This is a genomic window from Loktanella sp. 3ANDIMAR09, from assembly GCF_001420005.1.
Lineage (GTDB): Bacteria > Pseudomonadota > Alphaproteobacteria > Rhodobacterales > Rhodobacteraceae > Loktanella.
In genome coordinates this window covers 202127-219358 of the sequence record NZ_LJAK01000001.1, presented here as the reverse complement: position 1 = coordinate 219358, position 17232 = coordinate 202127, and the positions used below count along the sequence as shown (strand labels likewise).

Here is a 17232-nt window from a genome sequence, read left to right as displayed (position 1 = left end):
CATTTCCGAGGCCCAAATGCGCAAAAAAGTAACCAAAGCGATCTTTCCCGTAGCTGGCATGGGAACGCGATTTCTGCCGGCCACCAAGGCCGTGCCCAAGGAAATCATGACGCTGGTCGACCGCCCGCTGGTGCAATACGCCATCGACGAGGCACGCGAGGCGGGAATCAAGGAATTCATTTTCGTCACCGCGCGCGGCAAGAACGCGCTCGAGGATTATTTCGACAACGCGCCAGAGCTTGAAAACCGTCTGCGCAAGGACGGCAAGCTGGAACTGCTGGAAACACTGAAATCCACCAACATGGAAAGTGGTGCCATCGCCTATATCCGCCAGCACAAGGCGATGGGGCTGGGCCACGCCGTCTGGTGTGCACGACGCCTGATCGGGAACGAACCCTTTGCGGTGATGTTGCCGGATGACGTGATCGCCGGGGACAAATCCTGCCTTGCGCAGATGGTAGAGGCCTACAACGAATGCGGCGGGTCGATGGTCGCCACGATGGAAGTCGCCCCCGAGCAGACGAAATCCTATGGCGTTCTGGACGTGGACGACAAGGCCGTGATCCAGGATGACCGTCTGGTCCGTGCCAAGGGTATGGTCGAAAAACCCGCGGCAGGCACCGCGCCGTCGAACCTGGCGGTGATCGGCCGCTACATCCTGACACCCGATGTGATGTCGAACCTGAACGACATCGGGCGCGGGTCCGGCAACGAAGTGCAATTGACCGACGCCATCGCCGCCGAGATCACCCAGAACCGCGACGTTTTCGGCTACCGGTTTGAGGGTCAGCGCTACGATTGCGGGTCCAAGGCCGGCTATCTGGAGGCCACCGTCGCTTTTGCCCTCGCGAATGCAGAGCTGGGCGATGATTTCCGCGCCTACCTCAAACGCGTTGTTGCCGATTCCTGACATGCCCCGAACCCGCCTGCTGGACATCTCTCGTCTTGTGTCCCGGGCTGGTTTGACTCCGACAGGCGTGGATCGCGTCGAATTGGCCTATGTGGACGCATTCCTTGCGGACACACAGACGCCTGTCTACGGGCTGGCCCGGACGGCGCTCGGGTTGGCCCTGCTGGATCGCAAGGGGCTGACGGCCTTTGCCGCAGCCTGCCGCACCGGGGCATTCGATCTGCCTGACCTCCTGTCGCGCCTGAACGGAAACCTGACCCCTGCCGCGCGTCGTGGTCAGACCTTTGTGCGGTGGCGGGCGGTGGACCGTTGCAGGCCACACCGGCTGGGCCGCATGCTCGACCGGCTGGGCGGCGGCTTGTCGTATTACAACGTGGGCCACAGCAATCTGACCGGGCAGCTGTTGCGCACGCTGTCGAACCACGATGGGTCGCGGGTCACTGTCTTGATCCACGACACGATCCCGCTGGATTACCCCGACATGCAGCGCCCCAAGTCTGTGCCGCGGTTTCGCAAGATGCTGACAGCCGCGCTGAACCACGCCGATCAGCTGATCTGCACGACACAGGCTGCGGCGCATGACCTGCACCGCCATGCCGGACCGCGTGCGGGTCAGCTGAATGTGGTTGTGGCCCCGTTGGGTGTGACACCGCCCAGCCCAGCCCCCGAGGAAATCCCCTATCGTCTGTCGCCGGTGCGCCCCTATTTCATGGTTGTCGGCACGATCGAACCCCGCAAGAACCATGCGCTGCTGTTGGATATCTGGCAGGAATGGGGGCCCGGCGCGCCGGACCTGCTGATCTGCGGTCGCCGTGGCTGGCTGAACGAGGACGTGTTCCGCAGACTGGACGAGGGGGTGCCCCACGTCACAGAAGTTCAGGATCTGAGCGATGGTGCCATCGCCGCGCTGCTGGCCGGGTCACAGGGGCTGCTGTTTCCCTCCTTTGCCGAAGGCTATGGCCTGCCCCCGATCGAGGCGGCGGCGCTGGGCGTGCCGGTCATTTGCGCCGACCTTGCGGCCTGCCGCGAGGCGATGGGTGACTGGCCCGTTTACCTGAACCCCTCTGATCGCTATGAATGGAACGTAGAGATCAGGACGCTTCTGGATCATGCGCCGGCACGCCGTACAACAAGGCGCGACGCGCCGTCATGGAAGCAACATTTTGATACTGTGTTAACGTCAGCGCCGTAGTGTTGGCGTCGTTTCGGATGGTGAAAGGTTCGCGGTGGGTGCGTGGGAGTCCTACAAGCTGAGGGTCCAGCGGCAGCGTTGGCTTGTCCGCGCTATTCGCAAGCGTCGGGAGCTGAAATCAGTCGCCAACCGCACATCGCAGATCAAACCTGACGATATCATCGTCTATTCGACCTTTCGCAACGAAAACATCAGGTTACCCTACTTTCTGGAATATTACCGCCGATTGGGGGTCAACCATTTCATCATGGTGGACAACGCCAGCACGGATGGCGGTGGTGAATTCCTGCGCGACCAGCCGGATGTCACCCTGTTCCGCACCGACGCCAGTTACAAACGCGCCCGTTTCGGCGTGGACTGGCTGAACTGGCTTCAGTGCAAATACGGGCACGGTCATTGGACGCTGGTGGTCGATCCCGATGAATTGCTGGTCTATCCGTTCTGCGACACGCGGCCACTGCGTGCCCTGACCGACTGGCTGGACGCATCGTCGATCAAATCGTTCGGTGCGATGCTGGTCGACATGTATCCCAAGGGACGGGTCGATGATCTGCCATACAAGCGTGGTGCTGACCCGCTACAGATCGCGGAATGGTTCGACAGCGGCAATTATACCATCAACCGCAACCCGCGGTTCGGTAATTTGTGGATTCAGGGTGGCCCACGGTCGCGCACGTTCTTTGCCGGTGAACCCGAACGCGCGCCCGCGCTGAACAAGATCCCGCTGGTGAAATGGAACCGCCGCTACGCCTACGTCAGTTCGACCCACATGCTGTTGCCGCGCGGCCTCAACCTCGTTTACGACGAATGGGGCGGCGAAAAGGCCTCTGGTGCCTTGCTGCATACCAAGTTCCTCTCGACCTTTTCCGACAAGGCCAAGGAGGAAATGGAACGCAAGCAGCACTACGCCAACAGTCTGGAATATCGCGCCTACGCCAGTGACGATTCACCTGACCTTTGGTGCACGTGGTCGGAACGTTATATCAATTGGCGGCAGCTCGAAATTTTGGGGCTTATGTCCAAGGGGAACTGGGCATGACGCTGGGTGTGATCATGCTGGTGCACACCGCCTTTGACCGCGCGGAACAGGTGGCGCGGCACTGGGTCAGCGGCGGCTGTCCCGTGGTGATCCACGTGGACAAGCATGTCAGCGACGCCCGGTTCAAGATCTTTCGCGCAGCCCTGGCGGATGTGGACATGATCAAGTTCTGCAAACGCCATCGCTGCGAATGGGGCACATGGGGCATTGTGGCAGGCACGCAATCCGCTGCCGAAGTGATGCTGAGCAGCTTTGCCGATGTGCGCCACGTCTATCTGGCCTCGGGGTCGTGCATGCCGCTGCGCCCCGTGCGCGAATTGCGCCGCTATCTCGACAGCCGGCCCCGTACCGATTTCATCGAAAGCGCGACAACCGCCGACGTGCCCTGGACGGTCGGCGGGCTGGATCAGGAACGTTTCACGCTGCGGTTCCCGTTTTCGTGGCGGACCAATCGCTACATGTTCGACAAATACGTGGCATTCCAGCGCGCAATCGGTTTCCGCCGCAAGATCCCGGACGGGCTGGTCCCGCACATGGGGTCGCAGTGGTGGTGCCTGACCCGGCAGACCCTGTCCGCGATCCTGCAGGACCCCGATCGCCCGCTGTATGACAAATACTTTTCGCGGGTCTGGATTCCTGACGAAAGCTATTTCCAGACCCTCGCCCGTAGCTATTCGTTCAACATCGAAAGCCGATCATTGACGCTGTCAAAATTCGACTTTCAGGGCAAACCGCACATCTTTTACGACGATCACCTGCAATTGTTGCGGCGGTCCGATTGTTTCGTGGCCCGCAAGATCTGGCCGCATGCAGACCGGCTTTATCAGGCATTCCTGTCGGATGACGCCGCCACGATGAAAGGCGCGGAACCCAATCCGGGCAAGATTGACCGCATCTTTGCCAAGGCCGTGGAGCGGCGCACGCAAGGCCGTCGCGGCCTGTACATGCAAAGCCGTTGGCCCAATCAGGACTGGGAAAACGGGATCACGGCAGCGCCATATTCCGTCTTTCAGGGGTTTACCGAACTGTTTGAAAATTTCGAACCCTGGCTGGCCAAGATTTCGGGCGCACGGGTGCATGGCCACCTGTATGCGCCTGACCGGGTGCAGTTTGATGGACGGCAGGCCTGTTTCAACGGCGCGCTGTCCGACAGCGCACCGATGCGCGACCACAGCCCGCAGATGTTCCTGACCAACCTGATCTGGAACACCCGTGGCGAACGTCAGGCGTTTCAATACGGACCCGGTGACAGCCAGAACATCAACTGGATGCTGGCCAAGGATGGCAATGCGCAGGTGTCGGTCATTTCGGGCGCATGGGCGGTCCCGCTGTTCCAGTCGAACCGCAACTTTGCCGAATTGCGTCACGAGGCGGCACGCCTGCAAAAGATTGAAAACGATCACCTGAGCGTGCTGCGGTCCCCCTGGACCAAGGCCCGGGTGCGGATCTGGACCATGGCCGAATTCATCGAAACGCCGATGGAATCGCTTCAGACCATCGTTGACGAGATGACCGGAAAAACCACACGCCGCCTGACTGAGGCACCGCGGATGCATGACCTGACCGGTTTCGGGCAATTCCTGCAAAACCTGAAAAACCAGGGGATGCACCCCTACCTCATGGGCGATTTCCCGGTCGAGGCTGCACCGCTGAACCAGTCGCCAAAGCCGCGCAAACCCTATCTGGTGAAATAACGTGTCAAAATACGACTACTTTATCCTGTTCGCGGAAATGCGGACGGGGTCCAATTTCCTCGAGGCAAACCTGAACAGTTTTGACGGCATTTCCTGTCTGGGCGAGGCGTTCAACCCACATTTCATCGGGTATCCCGACACCGAAAATGTGCTGGGCATCACGCAGCGCGAACGCGAGGACGATCCCCGGAAACTGATCGACGCCGTGATCGCCGCCCCCGGTCTGAACGGGTTTCGTTTCTTTAACGATCACGACCCCAGGGTGCTGGACATTGCGCTGACCGATCCGCGCTGCGCCAAGATCATTCTGACCCGCAATCCCGCCGACAGCTATGTCAGTTGGAAAATCGCGACGGCCACGGGGCAGTGGAAACTGACCAATGCGACCCACGCAAAAACCAGTCAGATCCGGTTCGATCCCGCCGAATTCGAACGTCACCTGACTGATTTGCAGGGCTTTCAGGTCAGGCTGATGAACACGCTGCAGCGCACGGGCCAGACCGCGTTCTATGTCGCCTACGAGGACCTGCACGATGTCGAGGTGATGAACGGCCTCACGCTCTGGCTGGGGGTCGACAGCCAGATCACCGCCCTGAACAAGAAGCTGAAGAAACAGAACCCGATGCCGATGGCGGACAAGGTCGCGAATTTCGATGCAATGGAAACCACCCTTGCGCGTCTGGACCGGTTCAATCTGACCCGCACGCCGAATTTCGAACCGCGCCGTGGACCGATGATTCCGACGTATATCGCGGCGGCGCACAGCCCGCTGTTGTACATGCCCCTGAAATCTGGCCCCACCGCTGCGATTTCCGACTGGTTGGCGCGTCTGGACAAGGTTCCGGTCGATGATCTGTTGCAGTCCTTCAGTCAGAAAACGTTGCGCGAATGGCTGCGCGGCAACCCCACGCATCGCAAGTTTACCGTGATCAGGCACCCGGTGATCTGGGCCCATACCGCGTTTTGCGAACGGATCGTGTTCAACGGCAAGGGCAGTTTCACCGAAATTCGCGGCACCCTGCGCAAGGTGCACGGGGTCGACGTGCCGGATGGCGGGCCCCAGCCCGAAACCCATCCGACCTACACCATGGCCGCGCACAAGATCGCGTTCCTCGCCTTTTTGAAATTCCTGCGCAACAACCTGTCCGCGCAGACGGCGGTGCGTACGGATGCCGCATGGGCGTCACAGCTGTCGCTGTTGCAGGCCATGTCGGATTTCGGGTTGCCGGATGTGATCGTCCGCGAAACCGCTCTGCGTGGTGACCTGGCGCGACTGGCCGGGCAGGTCGGTCACGACACGATGCCAGAGGTGCCGACAGTCACAGATCCCTACGCCGCCCGCCTCGCGGCGATTTACGACGCAGACATCGAGGCCGCGGCCCGCGATGCCTATGGCAAGGATTACGAATCCTTTGGGTTCGGCAGCCTGCGCTGATCAGGCGGCTTGTGACGCGGTCGCTTCGGTCAGGATCATATGCAGTGTCGCCGGTTCGACGTTCGCGCGCAACTTGGCGCAGACATCGGGGTTGCGCAGGGTCCGCGACACCAGTGCCAGCGCCTTGAGGTGATCGACACCCGCCTCTGACGGGGCCAGCAGCGCGAACACCAGATCGACCGGCTGCCGGTCGATCGAGTCAAAGTTCAGGGGTTTTTCCAGCCGCAGGAAAACGCCGCGCACGGCCTCGACCTGGTTCAGCCGCGCATGGGGCAGGGCGATGCCATGTCCGACACCGGTCGGTCCCAGCCCCTCACGCTCGATCAGGGCCTCGGTGACGTCGCTGGCGGGGACACTGTAGGTCTGCTCCGCCAGCACGCCCAGTTCATGAAACAGCCGTTTCTTGCTGGAACATCCGCCAAGGGTCTTGATCGCGCTTTGTTGCAAGATTTCTGCGAGCTGCATCACAATTCCCCAGGACGGCCGACGGATTAGTCCCCACGTGTGTGAGGATCGACCCATCCAATGTTTCCGTCTTCCCGTCTATAAACTACATTGATCCGGTCGTGTTTTTCGTTGCGAAAAACCAGCACCGGGCTGCTTGCGAGTTCCATTTGCATGACCGCTTCACCGACAGACAATGACGGGATCTTGGCTTCCGTCTCTGCCACGATCACGGGTGCGTCACTGGTCTGCTCTGTCTCGTCGTTGTCATCTGCTGTTGCGGCGAGGATATACGCGCCGCCTCCAGAGATTTCAACCGGATCGGGACGGTCCCTGTGATGGTCTTTCAACCGGCGCTTGTAGCGGCGCAGTTGCTTGTCCATTTTTTCGCAACAGGCGTCAAAAGCGGCATAGATTTCAGCGTCACGTGCAGTGGCCTGCACCGTCAGGCCCGTCGACAGATGAACGACGGCCTCGGCCACGAATTCATGGCCGGTTTTGGAAAAAACCACGATCGCCTCGGTCGGGCGGCCCGCATATTTTGACAGCGTCTCACCCATCTCGGTCTGCACGTGGGTTTGCAGCGCCTCGCCGATGTCGATTTGCTTGCCACTGATTTGATAGCGCATGGTCTTCTCCTTGGATGGACGTGCAGGCGTGCAGGCACCGCGCCCTCAGGCGGTGGCACCGATGTCGTTTCTGCGGGTGAAAAATGAAGAAAATGGTCTGCCTGATCCGCCGAACCGGTCCTTTTCAGACGCGGTGGGAACGAAAAAGAAAAGGGATCCATTCATCGTCATCCCTTGAATGAAGCGCCGAAACCACCCTTGTGTCAATGGCGTATCAATTCACGCGAAAGCTGTCGCCCAGGTAGACGCGGCGCACGTTCTCGTCCTTGACGACGTCTTCGGCGGTGCCGGACATCAGAACCTTTCCGTCATTCAAAATATAAGCGCGATCAACGATTTGCAGCGTTTCCTGCACGTTGTGGTCGGTGATCAGAACGCCGATTCCCCGGTTTTTCAGATCTGCGACCAATCCGCGGATTTCCGCGACCGCGATCGGATCCACCCCGGCAAAGGGTTCGTCCAGCAGCACGTATTTTGGCCCTGCCGCAAGGCAACGCGCGATTTCGGCGCGGCGGCGTTCACCGCCGGACAGCGCGATCGAGGGCGCCCTGCGCAGGTGGCTGATCGAAAATTCCGACAGCAGGCGTTCCAGCTTGTCGCGGCGGCGTTTCTTGTCGGGTTCGGCGATTTCCAGCACCGCGAGGATGTTGTCCTCGACCGTCAATCCGCGAAAAATCGACATTTCCTGCGGCAGATAGCCGATGCCGCGGTTGGCCCGGCGGTACATCGGCAATGTCGTGACATCCTCGCCATCGACGCTGACTTGCCCGCCTTCCAGCCGGATCAGACCGGCGATCAGGTAAAAACAGGTCGTCTTGCCCGACCCGTTCGGGCCCAGCAGGGCCACGACCTCGCCCTGGCCCAAATCAAGGCTCACATCACGAATCACGGGCCGCTTGCGATAGGATTTGCGCAGGTGGCGCACCCGAAGCCCGCGATCACCGTCTGGCGCGGCGAGGTCCTTCATCAGTTGCCGCCTTGCTGGAACACGGTGCTGACCCGGCCCGACATCTGTGCGCGCCCTGTGTTCAGGTCGACGACCATGGTTTGCGATGACAGCGCCGATGCGCCTTGGGTCAGCAGCACGTCACCGTTCAGCGTCAGCGTGCCGGCCTGCAGGTCGTAATCGGCTGTCTGCGCCTCTGCCGCTTCGGTTGCGGTGACGAATGTCACACCGCCGCTGGCCTGCAACCGGGTGATGTCACCGCTGTCAGCGCCATAGGTGACATTGACCTGCGGCGCGGACAGGCGCAAATCGCCTTGGCCGATCACCACATTGCCGCTGAACACGGCCGTGCCGGCGTCCTGGTCCACGTTCAGGCTATCCGCCGTCACCTCGACCGGGGCATTCGGATCGGCTGAAATGCCGCCCAGATTGATGTTGGTCTGCGCCAATGCGGGTCCGGCCAGCAGGGCGCAGATCAGGGCGGTCATTCGTTTCATGGTCATTCCTCGCCCGTTTGCTGCGGCACGAACACCAGCCGCACGCCGTCACTGAATTGCAGCTGCGTGCCCTGTCCGTCGCCGCTCAACTGTATCCGAGCCTGCCCCGCCGTCAAATCACCGTAAGGTGCCTTGATCGCCAATGCCCCGTCGGACGTGATGACCCCGGTCGCGAGGTCGGCGTTCAGACCGGCTGTTTCCATCGAATATCCCGTGGACAGGTCCAGCCGCGCAAGCCCGGTCAGGGTCGCCTTCTGTGCGGCGGTGTTCATCGTGCCGTTGCCCGCCGTTACCCTGACCGATGTGCCGTCCAAACCGTCCAGCGCCAGCCGGGGCCGCGTCACGTCCACAAGGTCGGGATCTGCCGCACCGGGCTGGGCCGAGGTCGCGGTAAGCGCGATGCTGTCGCCCGTGTCGGTCAGTCCGGTGAACCTGGGTGCGCCGATCCGCTGTTCATCCGCCACGGCGTCGATCTGGGCAAACGGAATTTCAGTCTCTGCCGGATCGCCGCGCGCGATCAGAAACAGCGTGGACAGCAGGATCAGCGCGCCCAACGGCAGCAGGATGCGCAGCCAACCCACCACCTGAGTATGGAGGCTGATATCCCGTGTCATGGTTCAGGCGACGCCCGCGCGCAGGCAGTCATGGATATGCAGAATGCCCGCAATGCGACCATCGGTATCAAGAGCGAACAGGCAGGTGATCTTGCGGTCATTCATCACCCCGACGGCGCGTTCGGCCAGTGCACCCGCGGGCACGGTCGTGGGGTTCGGGGTCATTACCTCGGATGCAGTATGGTCCAGCAGGCCCTGCATGTGGCGACGCAGGTCACCATCGGTAATCACACCGGCCAGCCCGCCGTCAGCGCTGGCGATTCCTGCGACGCCGAATCCCTTTTGGCTGATGGTCAGCAGCACTTCTCCCATCGGGGTGTCTGCGCTGACCAGCGGCAGCGCGTCGCCGGTGTGCATCAGGTCAGCGACCTTGGACAGGCGCGCGCCCAGCTTGCCGCCGGGATGCACGTCGCGGAAATTTTCCGGCGTGAACTTACGGTGTTCCATCAAGGCGATGGCAAGCGCATCGCCCAGTGCCAGGGTCATCGTCGTCGAAATCGTCGGTACCACGCCGGTTCCGCAGGCCTCGCCTAGTTGCGGCAGGATCAGCGCGATGTCAGCCTGACGGCACAGCGTGCTTTCCGCGCGGCTGGCGACACCGATCAGCGGGATGTCATAGCGGCGGGTATAGGCCACGATATCGGACAATTCCGGGGTTTCACCCGAATTGGACAGGACGATCACCACATCGCCCCGCGCCAGCATGCCAAGGTCACCGTGGCTTGCCTCGGCGGGGTGGACGAAATGCGCGGGCGTGCCGGTGCTGGCCAGCGTCGCGGCGATCTTCTTGCCGATGTGGCCCGATTTGCCCATGCCGGAGATGATGATTCGTCCCGTGGCCTTGAGCAAAAGGGCGACGGCGGCGTCGAAATCAGCGCCAAGCGACTGCGACAGCGTCGTCAGCGCCGTGGCCTCTGCGTCGATAACCCGGCGGCCCACGGCCTGGAATGAATCTGCCCCGGACATCAGTGCGAAAAGATGTCTGTTTCAGGCCAGCCGACCAGATCGAGTTTCGCCCGCGTCGGCAGAAAATCGAAACAGGCCTGCGCCAGATCCATGCGGCCTTCGCGTTCCAGCCGCAGGTTCAGCTCGTCCCGCAACTGATGCAGGTACAGCACATCGGACGCGGCATAGTTCAACTGCGCCTCGGTCAGGGTTTCGGCCCCCCAGTCGCTTTGCTGTTGGTGTTTGGAAATATCGACCCCGACCAGTTCCTGCAGCAGGTATTTCAGCCCATGGCGGTCGGTGAAGGTCCGCACCATCTTGGACGCGATTTTTGTGCAATAGACGGGTGCGGCCAGCGTGCCGAATGCATGTTCCATCGCGGCGATGTCAAAGCGCCCGAAATGGAACAGTTTCAAGATCTTTGGGTCGGCCAGCATCCGGCACAGGTTCGGGGCCTCGGTCTGGCCCTTGGCGACCTGGACCAGATGGCAGTCGCCGTCGCCGCCGGACATCTGGATCAGGCACAGGCGGTCACGGTGCGGGTTCAGGCCCATCGTTTCGCAGTCGATGGCAACCACCGGTCCCAGATCCAGCCCGTCGGGCAGATCGTTTTGATACAGATGGTTGGCCATGGTGGTTTCGCTTTCCTTGGGTTCGCTGTCAGATAGGACGCTGTGGCGCCTCGCTCAACCCCCTTTGGCCTTGGCGGATCAGACCCCGCGCAGCGATCCGGGTTCCAGATCGGCATAGATCGGCAGGTGGTCCGAGGCCGCACGGGTCAGTTTCGTGTCGATCATGCCCGTGTCGATCAGGTCCAGCCGCCGGTCCACTGCGATGCGGTCCAGCGGTGCCAGCCGCCAGCGCGCATGATAGCTGCGACCGGGCGCGTGCAGGCTGTGGCTCTTGGCAAAGGGGCCAAGGCCGCGGTGCAGCGTCCATTCGTTCAGATCACCGGCAAGGATCGTCTGGATGTCGGGCTGGTCCGCGATCCATGCGAGAATCGCATTTTGTTGCGCCACCCGCGACCGCCGCAACAGGCCCATGTGCAGACCGATCACGCGCAGCGGTCCCTGTGGCGTGTCGATGATAGCAGAAACGGCACCGCGTGGTTCGACTCCGGGCAGGGGGATGCGGGTGATCTGCCGTGCCGCCCAATCCGTGCGCAGCAGGATGGCATTGCCATGCCAGCCCATGCTGACGTCGGTGTCCGCGACCGCCAGCGGCACAAGGCCGATATCGCCCAGCGCGTCCTCGGACAGCACGGCAGGACGGTCGCCCAGCCGCAGATCGGCCTCTTGCAGCAGGACGATATCGGCCTGGGTGTGTGACAGGACGCGGATGATCCGCATGGGATCGCGCCTGCGGTCGGTGCCCAGCGCCTTGCGGATGTTGTAGCTCAGCAGCCTGATCGGCCTGTCCTCGGTCATAGCACGGGTGCCCCGATGCGGAAAAATCCCTCTGCGATGCGGCGCAGCGTTCCGGCCTCTGCGACGCCGACCGTGCAGCGGTCCGACAGTCCCGTGAACCAATCCGCAATCAGCGCCGCACTGGCGTCGTCATGCAATACCAGTGTCGTTTCAAAATTAAGTAACATGGACCGCACATCGCAATTGCTGGACCCGACATAGGCGTTGGTGTCGATCACACCTGCCTTGGCGTGCATCATGCCGTCCTCGAACAGCAGGACCTGCACGCCTGCCTCCTGCAATTCACGCAGATAGGCGCCGCGTGCGAAATCGGCGATCATCTGGTTCGATTTGCGCGGCAGCAGCAGCCTGACATCGACCCGCCGCCGCGCTGCAACCGCCAGCGCCTCGGACAGGCTGTCGGTGGGCAGGAAATAGGGGGTCGCGATCCAGACCCGGTCGCGGGCGCGGTGGATGACGTTCACCAGCGAATCGTGGAAACCGTCGTGCGGCAGGTCCGGACCGGACGGGACCAGCTGCACGACCGCGGCACCGTGGCTGTCCGCGGCACCGCCGGTGGGGTCGATCTGCGTGGCCGCCACGGACCAGTCGGATGCAAAGACATCGCCAAAGCTTGTCACCGCCGGGCCAGTCAGAACGTAGGCCAGATCGACCCAGGACTCCGGCGTGTCATCCAGATAACTACGCGCGATGTTCATGCCACCCGAAAACACCCGCACCCCGTCCGCGATCAGCATCTTGCGGTGGTTGCGCAGGTTGATGTGTCCGCGCTGCGGTCGCTGCGTAAAAGGAGAGAAATAGGCCACCTGACCGCCAGCGGCCGTCAGTGCGCGCAACGCTTTGGTCGGCGGTCGCAATGTCCCAAGCCGGTCGATCAGCAGCCGGACCTGCACGCCCTCGGTTGCGCGCCGGGTCAATTGCGCCACGAAATCCGTACCCGTCGGGTCGTTCGCGACGATGTAGAACAATGCGTCGATCCGGTGCTGCGCCCCTGCGATCAGGTCGGTCAGTGCCTCTCGGGCGGTGTGCGGGCGATCAAGCAGCGTCAGATCATGCCCGGCGGTGGCGGGCGGCAGGTCATAACACCGCAGTGTCCTGTCCCAGCCGTCGACCGGGTCAGCGGCATCGATGTCGCGAAACTGGATGCTGTTGTCCTTGCCCGGGCGTTTGCGAAACCCCAGCACAATGAAAATCGGCACAGTCAGGTAGGGCAGCACGACCAGCGCCAGCAACCATGCGGCGGTCGACTGCGGCGTTCTGCGTTGCTGCAACATGAATGCAGCTGCCAGCAGCACGAACAGCGTCAGGAAAACGATCTCGAAATGGGTCGTCAGCAGACTGAGTGGCACGGTAAATCCTCTGGCACGATACCATAGCCTAACCCCCGGCTGGCGTCATTCCAACGATCACCGCGGGCCCCCGAAGGGATGCGTTTGTCTGAGGGGAAATCGTGGTGCCCAGGAGACGCATCTAATCCCTATATCTTGATGCACCACCGCAACCGCGCACCCCTGTTTTTCAACGCTTTTCAAGTCATTCACTGTATCACGGCACTTCACAACACCCCACGGCATACCATATGTTGAGGGGGATAGAGAGGTGGACGAAATATGGCACATGCGACGAACCGCCTAAGCGCATCCGGGGTGAAGGCCGCTCCCGTGGGCAAACATGCGGACGGCGCTGGGCTTTGGCTGGTAAAGCGCGAGGACGGCGGCGCGCAATGGGTGTTGCGTGTGACGGTCCACGGCAGGCGGCGCGAGATGGGCCTAGGGTCTTTCCCCAGCGTATCACTGAAAGCAGCGAGAGAGGCGGCGGAAAAGGCCCGCGCGGTCGCGCGGCAAGGGCTGGACCCCATCAAGGAACGTGAACGCCAGCAGCGCGAGGCGGCGCGCAATATCCATATGCTGTCAGATATCGCGCTGGACGCCTTTGAAAGCCGCAAGGCCGAACTGAAAGGCGATGGCACGGCAGGCCGCTGGTTTTCCCCGCTGGAACTGCACGTCCTGCCAAAGCTGGGCCGCGTCCCCGTTGCCGATATTGACCAACGCGACATACGCGACACGTTGGCCCCCATCTGGCACACCAAGGCGGAAACCGCGCGCAAAGCAATGAACCGTCTGGGCATTGTCCTGAAACATGCGGCGGCGCTGGGCTTGGACGTTGACCTGCAAGCGACGGACAAGGCCAAGGCGCTCTTGGGCAAACAACGGCACACGGTCACGAATGTCCCCGCGATGAACTGGCGCGACGTGCCCGCCTTCTATCAGTCGCTGGGGGGCAGCGTGACGGAACTGGCCCTGCGGCTGCTTATCCTGACGGCGGTGCGGTCCGGCCCGTTGCGCAATCTGCACGTTGACCAGATCGACGGCGATATCTGGACCATCCCCGCAGCGGCGATGAAAGGCCGTCTGGGGGCCACGTCTGATTTTCGGGTGCCGCTGTCGGCAGAGGCCCAGCGCGTGATAGCAGAGGCCCGCAAATTCGCCCGTGACGGGTTCCTGTTTCCGGGGGCCAAGCGTGGCGTCATATCCGACATGACCATGACTGCCCTGATGGATCGGCGCGGCCTGTCAGAGCGTCCTCACGGGTTCCGGTCATCATTCCGCGACTGGACGGCAGAGGCAACACAAACCCCGCATGACGTGGCAGAGACTTGCCTAGGCCACACCACGGGCGGTGCAGTTGAACGGGCGTATCGTCGGACAGACTTCTTGGAGCAACGGAGGGCGCTGATGGAACGATGGAGCCGGATGGTTTCACTTGAAACCAATGTCTTGCGAGGTTTAAGGGCACATGGATAATTTTCGTGCGGCTACGATGTTCGTCTGTGACGAAGTTGATGACTTGATAAAAAATGGGTCATTTGCTCTACCAGAATCGTCTGTGATGGATGCATTCTTGATCCGCGCTTCAGGTGTCGCGAATGCTTGTATTAAGATGGAATCATTCACAAATGCGGCAAGACTTGAAAGCGTAGAATTTGAGATAAAGTCGCAGATTGCTACCATCATTGTAGAACTAGCGGATCGTAATGCGGAAGCGTTCGATGTTTGCGCAAAATTATCTGCTGAGTTGCTCTCTAGTGGCGCTGAAATGCCACCGCCTCTCAGAGATTTTGCTTCCAAAATTTTACTGGGCTCACTTAAAAGGCCGACCCTCGCCAATCGGCCCGCAAAGAAAATCTTCTTAGAAACATATTTTATTTGGCTTTTGGTGAACTGCGTATCAGAAAAATTTGGCCTTACTCGCACTCGAAATGACGAAGGTAGTCCAACCCTGAGTGCTTGTGATGCGGTTGCCGAAAGCCTCAGTTGGTGTGGACGTTCAACAAAATACTCCGAAGTTAAAAATATTCTGGTGCACCCTAGCAAGCGCAAGCTGCGAGATGGCTTCTCATTCATTGGGGATGTCGATGCACTACAGCTAACTTACAGGCCGAATATGCCATCCGAGCGCCAAAACTGGGAAAGCCGCCTCGCTACGTTTCGCGCCGATGTGTTAGCAATGTCTATGGCTTATTCTTCCATCGAGGGAAAAAGCGAAGTTGGTTTGTAACATGCGCTAATCGATCAATCTGCTCATGTTGGCTCTGTGAATAACCACGGAGCATCAAGATGCGTTTCCTCTCTTTCTCTGACCTGCAATCGAAGATCGGAGGTCGTAGCCGATCCAGCGTTTACCGCGACATCGCGCTGGGCCGTTTGCCGCAACCGATCAAATTCGGTGCGCGACTTTATTGGAACGAGGCCGATATCGACGCGGCGCTGACCAAGACTCAGAAATAACAACACCCCCGCACTTGCGGATAACCGCAGGCGCTGGGGGTGGTGCACCGTTCTAGCAGACACACCATAGACCCGGCGTCCTGCTCTTTCAACTGAAAGGCACGACATCATGACACACGATTTAACCTACTCCAGCGACTCGCAGGTGTTCTGGACCTGCAAGGCGCTACTGGCAAACCAGACCATCAACCATCGCACCGAAATCAAAGAGGTGGACGGCTGGCGGTTGGCAGCAATCATTCATCGCCTGCGGCACCGCTACGGCTGGCCTATCCATGTCGAATACATCGGACCGCAGAACGTGGCCCACTATTCCCTGAAAGCGGATGCAGACCGGACCAAGCTACGTTTTCCCAGATCGGCGCGCGCGCTGGGCAAAGGGGGTGTGCAATGACCCCCGCAAGCATCCGTCGCCTGTGCCGTCGCTATGGCATGACACCATCACAAGCCCGCCTTGTCGCGGCCCTGCACTATGGGGGCAAGCATGACTGACAAACACACGCGCCTTATCCGGCATAATGGAAAGTGGCACATCATGGCCCGCAAGGTCGCACACGGCACCGCACAGGCCGTATGGATCGACCTGGGGGGCTGTGGGTGCCCTGTGGTCGCCTTGCGCGTCATGGTTGGCTGCGACTGTCAGGACAAACGCTGATGGGTGGCAAGGCACGATACGCCAAAGGCGGCGGCGGTCGTCACGTCCGCCTAGAGGAATGGTTTCAAGCACAGGGGGCATGGGCAACCTTGCCCCCCGGCCCCCGCGCGCTCTACCTCGAACTGAAACGGCGCTACAACGGTGCGAACAATGGCGACATATTCCTAAGCCACCGTGACGCGGCGGTTGCGTTGAACGTCCACCGCAACACGGTCGGGCCGTGGTTCAAGATGCTAGAGGAACGCGGGTTGATCCACATGACCCGTGCCCCGCACCTAGGCCCGTCAGGCGTCGGTCGCGCGTCCACATGGGCGCTGGCAGAGGCCCGCACGGTAAACGGAGGCAAGGCGTCTATGGCGTTCAAGCAATGGAAAACCCCCGCATGTATTGTACCGAATAGCCGACCCGGTCGGGACTAAGTGGACAGCCAAAAAACAAAACGCGCGCGAGGGGTTGGGCCGGAGGCGACTTCAAACGCAGGGATAGGTTTCGCTTAGCATCGCAACCAGCAGAGAGCGGGCGCTTTCGTGTCTGCTTGCGGGACGCTCCTCTAGGCGCACCATGAATAAATCGACCATCTGGCCCGACTCGAACTCTAACGGAAGGCACACGTTCAGAAAGTTGTTTACGGCGGATTCAAGTTCACTAGCCGTCGCTTCCGGCATAGCGGCACTTAAGACACTTGCTGCACCGAACTTGGCACCTTCCCAAGTTCCGATGATGTGACCTACGCAAAAGCCTGCCTCCACCGCAATGCTGTCGCTCATCGTCCGACATGCGTTTAGGATATCATTGCCAGTAACAAGCTCTTGGGTTGCGCCGTGGCTGGGAACTGTCATCAACGCTGACGCAAATGCGATTTGTCTCATGGCATGCCCCGCGAACCTACGTTTAGTGAAGGCTATAAGTTAGGCTCACTAAATTCTATTCAAAATTTAGAAGCCTCGCACAAATGCCATGCATACCTTGTCACTGATTTTGTGCATGGTTCCGGGCCTTGGACATTCACGCACAATA

General features: G+C 60.7%; 21 protein-coding genes. 11 read left to right on the top strand and 10 right to left on the bottom strand.

Annotated features, from left to right (window positions below; all coding sequences use genetic code 11):
• Positions 1 to 16: 16 nt before the first annotated feature.
• From galU to AN189_RS01115, 5 genes are read left to right on the top strand one after another with little or no spacing between them, the layout of a single operon-like run.
• Positions 17 to 910 (top strand): UTP--glucose-1-phosphate uridylyltransferase GalU, encoded by an 894-nt coding sequence (galU, locus tag AN189_RS01135; protein WP_056029717.1) that lies wholly within the window; start codon positions 17 to 19, stop codon positions 908 to 910.
• Position 911: 1 nt separating this feature from the next.
• Positions 912 to 2102, top strand: coding sequence for a glycosyltransferase family 1 protein (locus tag AN189_RS01130; protein WP_083484200.1), 1191 nt, complete (start codon positions 912 to 914; stop codon positions 2100 to 2102).
• Between the two features lie 34 nt (positions 2103 to 2136).
• Complete coding sequence (locus tag AN189_RS01125; protein WP_056029711.1) at positions 2137 to 3141, top strand: glycosyltransferase family 2 protein; 1005 nt, start codon at positions 2137 to 2139, stop codon at positions 3139 to 3141.
• A complete protein-coding gene (locus AN189_RS01120) occupies positions 3138 to 4835 on the top strand; it encodes a beta-1,6-N-acetylglucosaminyltransferase (protein ID WP_056029708.1) in 1698 nt (565 codons plus the stop codon). Before AN189_RS01125 ends, AN189_RS01120 begins: the two co-directional genes overlap by 4 nt.
• 1 nt (position 4836) lies before the next feature.
• Positions 4837 to 6270, top strand: coding sequence for a nodulation protein NodH (locus AN189_RS01115; RefSeq protein WP_157057338.1), 1434 nt, complete (start codon positions 4837 to 4839; stop codon positions 6268 to 6270).
• Here the strand turns inward: AN189_RS01115 and AN189_RS01110 are convergent, their stop codons facing one another.
• Together AN189_RS01110 and raiA are read right to left on the bottom strand one after the other, a co-directional pair.
• Entirely contained in the window at positions 6271 to 6735 is a 465-nt protein-coding gene (locus AN189_RS01110; protein ID WP_056029705.1) for a PTS sugar transporter subunit IIA, read from the bottom strand.
• 26 nt (positions 6736 to 6761) lie between these two features.
• Entirely contained in the window at positions 6762 to 7343 is a 582-nt protein-coding gene (gene raiA / locus AN189_RS01105; RefSeq protein ID WP_056029702.1) for a ribosome-associated translation inhibitor RaiA, read from the bottom strand.
• Here raiA and AN189_RS19320 point away from each other — a divergent pair.
• Entirely contained in the window at positions 7342 to 7521 is a 180-nt protein-coding gene (locus AN189_RS19320) for a hypothetical protein (protein ID WP_056029699.1), read from the top strand. The genes raiA and AN189_RS19320 overlap by 2 nt on opposite strands.
• 36 nt (positions 7522 to 7557) lie before the next feature.
• Here the strand turns inward: AN189_RS19320 and lptB are convergent, their stop codons facing one another.
• The 7 genes from lptB to AN189_RS01065 all read right to left on the bottom strand — a co-directional run bounded on the left by lptB (position 7558) and on the right by AN189_RS01065 (position 13121).
• Positions 7558 to 8310: an LPS export ABC transporter ATP-binding protein gene (lptB, locus tag AN189_RS01095; RefSeq protein ID WP_056029696.1), complete on the bottom strand. Its 753-nt coding sequence runs from the start codon at positions 8308 to 8310 to the stop codon at positions 7558 to 7560.
• A complete protein-coding gene (gene lptA, locus AN189_RS01090) occupies positions 8310 to 8786 on the bottom strand; it encodes a lipopolysaccharide transport periplasmic protein LptA (protein ID WP_056029693.1) in 477 nt (158 codons plus the stop codon). The genes lptB and lptA overlap by 1 nt, the downstream gene beginning before the upstream one ends.
• A gap of 2 nt (positions 8787 to 8788) precedes the next feature.
• Positions 8789 to 9400, bottom strand: coding sequence for an LPS export ABC transporter periplasmic protein LptC (gene lptC, locus AN189_RS01085; protein WP_056029691.1), 612 nt, complete (start codon positions 9398 to 9400; stop codon positions 8789 to 8791).
• Positions 9401 to 9403: 3 nt separating this feature from the next.
• On the bottom strand, positions 9404 to 10366 hold the full coding sequence (locus AN189_RS01080) for an SIS domain-containing protein (protein ID WP_056029688.1): 963 nt from the start codon (positions 10364 to 10366) through the stop codon (positions 9404 to 9406).
• The gene (locus tag AN189_RS01075) at positions 10366 to 10977 is read right to left on the bottom strand and encodes a ribonuclease D (protein ID WP_056029685.1); all 612 of its coding nucleotides are present in this window, start codon (positions 10975 to 10977) and stop codon (positions 10366 to 10368) included. Before AN189_RS01075 ends, AN189_RS01080 begins: the two co-directional genes overlap by 1 nt.
• 78 nt (positions 10978 to 11055) lie before the next feature.
• Positions 11056 to 11772: an endonuclease/exonuclease/phosphatase family protein gene (locus AN189_RS01070; protein WP_056029682.1), complete on the bottom strand. Its 717-nt coding sequence runs from the start codon at positions 11770 to 11772 to the stop codon at positions 11056 to 11058.
• Positions 11769 to 13121 (bottom strand): phosphatidylserine/phosphatidylglycerophosphate/cardiolipin synthase family protein, encoded by a 1353-nt coding sequence (locus AN189_RS01065; protein WP_056029679.1) that lies wholly within the window; start codon positions 13119 to 13121, stop codon positions 11769 to 11771. Before AN189_RS01065 ends, AN189_RS01070 begins: the two co-directional genes overlap by 4 nt.
• Before the next feature lie 261 nt (positions 13122 to 13382).
• Here AN189_RS01065 and AN189_RS01060 point away from each other — a divergent pair, with 261 nt between their 5' ends.
• The 5 genes from AN189_RS01060 to AN189_RS01040 all read left to right on the top strand — a co-directional run bounded on the left by AN189_RS01060 (position 13383) and on the right by AN189_RS01040 (position 16634).
• The gene (locus tag AN189_RS01060) at positions 13383 to 14576 is read left to right on the top strand and encodes a site-specific integrase (protein WP_056029676.1); all 1194 of its coding nucleotides are present in this window, start codon (positions 13383 to 13385) and stop codon (positions 14574 to 14576) included.
• Positions 14569 to 15330 (top strand): hypothetical protein, encoded by a 762-nt coding sequence (locus tag AN189_RS19035; RefSeq protein ID WP_157057336.1) that lies wholly within the window; start codon positions 14569 to 14571, stop codon positions 15328 to 15330. Before AN189_RS01060 ends, AN189_RS19035 begins: the two co-directional genes overlap by 8 nt.
• Before the next feature lie 59 nt (positions 15331 to 15389).
• A complete protein-coding gene (locus tag AN189_RS01055) occupies positions 15390 to 15560 on the top strand; it encodes an AlpA family transcriptional regulator (RefSeq protein WP_056029673.1) in 171 nt (56 codons plus the stop codon).
• A gap of 109 nt (positions 15561 to 15669) precedes the next feature.
• Positions 15670 to 15954: a hypothetical protein gene (locus AN189_RS01050; RefSeq protein ID WP_056029670.1), complete on the top strand. Its 285-nt coding sequence runs from the start codon at positions 15670 to 15672 to the stop codon at positions 15952 to 15954.
• 260 nt (positions 15955 to 16214) lie between these two features.
• Complete coding sequence (locus tag AN189_RS01040; protein WP_056029666.1) at positions 16215 to 16634, top strand: helix-turn-helix domain-containing protein; 420 nt, start codon at positions 16215 to 16217, stop codon at positions 16632 to 16634.
• Between the two features lie 51 nt (positions 16635 to 16685).
• Here AN189_RS01040 and AN189_RS01035 read toward each other — a convergent pair whose 3' ends face one another.
• Positions 16686 to 17054 (bottom strand): Rap1a/Tai family immunity protein, encoded by a 369-nt coding sequence (locus AN189_RS01035; RefSeq protein ID WP_056029663.1) that lies wholly within the window; start codon positions 17052 to 17054, stop codon positions 16686 to 16688.
• Positions 17055 to 17232 lie beyond the last annotated feature (178 nt).

Bases quoted from the DNA above. Each gene is read 5' to 3' on its own strand.
- galU (WP_056029717.1), top strand. From the start codon at position 17: ATGCGCAAAAAAGTAACCAAAGCGATCTTTCCCGTAGCTGGCATGGGA.
- AN189_RS01130 (WP_083484200.1), top strand. From the start codon at position 912: ATGCCCCGAACCCGCCTGCTGGACATCTCTCGTCTTGTGTCCCGGGCT.
- AN189_RS01120 (WP_056029708.1), top strand. From the start codon at position 3,138: ATGACGCTGGGTGTGATCATGCTGGTGCACACCGCCTTTGACCGCGCG.
- AN189_RS01110 (WP_056029705.1), bottom strand. From the start codon at position 6,735: ATGCAGCTCGCAGAAATCTTGCAACAAAGCGCGATCAAGACCCTTGGC.
- AN189_RS19320 (WP_056029699.1), top strand. From the start codon at position 7,342: ATGGTCTTCTCCTTGGATGGACGTGCAGGCGTGCAGGCACCGCGCCCT.
- raiA (WP_056029702.1), bottom strand. From the start codon at position 7,343: ATGCGCTATCAAATCAGTGGCAAGCAAATCGACATCGGCGAGGCGCTG.
- lptB (WP_056029696.1), bottom strand. From the start codon at position 8,310: ATGAAGGACCTCGCCGCGCCAGACGGTGATCGCGGGCTTCGGGTGCGC.
- lptA (WP_056029693.1), bottom strand. From the start codon at position 8,786: ATGAAACGAATGACCGCCCTGATCTGCGCCCTGCTGGCCGGACCCGCA.
- lptC (WP_056029691.1), bottom strand. From the start codon at position 9,400: ATGACACGGGATATCAGCCTCCATACTCAGGTGGTGGGTTGGCTGCGC.
- AN189_RS01080 (WP_056029688.1), bottom strand. From the start codon at position 10,366: ATGTCCGGGGCAGATTCATTCCAGGCCGTGGGCCGCCGGGTTATCGAC.
- AN189_RS01075 (WP_056029685.1), bottom strand. From the start codon at position 10,977: ATGGCCAACCATCTGTATCAAAACGATCTGCCCGACGGGCTGGATCTG.
- AN189_RS01070 (WP_056029682.1), bottom strand. From the start codon at position 11,772: ATGACCGAGGACAGGCCGATCAGGCTGCTGAGCTACAACATCCGCAAG.
- AN189_RS01060 (WP_056029676.1), top strand. From the start codon at position 13,383: ATGGCACATGCGACGAACCGCCTAAGCGCATCCGGGGTGAAGGCCGCT.
- AN189_RS19035 (WP_157057336.1), top strand. From the start codon at position 14,569: ATGGATAATTTTCGTGCGGCTACGATGTTCGTCTGTGACGAAGTTGAT.
- AN189_RS01055 (WP_056029673.1), top strand. From the start codon at position 15,390: ATGCGTTTCCTCTCTTTCTCTGACCTGCAATCGAAGATCGGAGGTCGT.
- AN189_RS01050 (WP_056029670.1), top strand. From the start codon at position 15,670: ATGACACACGATTTAACCTACTCCAGCGACTCGCAGGTGTTCTGGACC.
- AN189_RS01040 (WP_056029666.1), top strand. From the start codon at position 16,215: ATGGGTGGCAAGGCACGATACGCCAAAGGCGGCGGCGGTCGTCACGTC.
- AN189_RS01035 (WP_056029663.1), bottom strand. From the start codon at position 17,054: ATGACAGTTCCCAGCCACGGCGCAACCCAAGAGCTTGTTACTGGCAAT.